General features: G+C 44.6%; 1 rRNA gene. It reads right to left on the reverse strand.

Annotated features, from left to right (window positions below):
* Positions 1–109 (reverse strand): 23S ribosomal RNA (locus FFR48_RS28700); the annotation flags it as partial.
* Positions 110–251: the final 142 nt, after the last annotated feature.

Raw genomic sequence — 251 nt, forward strand, 5'->3', positions numbered from 1 at the left:
TTCCGGCTCACCGTTTGCTTCCAACTCCCCGGAACATTTCGTCGGTAACCACGTCCTTCTTCGCCTCTGTGTGCCAAGGTATCCACCATTAGCCCTTATTAGCTTGACCACTTAACATTGGTTTTTTTTCATTTCAGTTATCTGCTGCTAAAGCACTAGATTACTGAACTGCCTCGCGTTACTATGCAGTTTTCAAGGTTCTGGCTGGTATTTACCCAGCATTCTGTACTATTTTCATAGTTTCAGGTGCT

The sequence above is a fragment of the Sphaerospermopsis reniformis genome (assembly GCF_005402885.1).
In the GTDB taxonomy this organism is placed as follows: Bacteria; Cyanobacteriota; Cyanobacteriia; order Cyanobacteriales; family Nostocaceae; genus Sphaerospermopsis; species Sphaerospermopsis kisseleviana.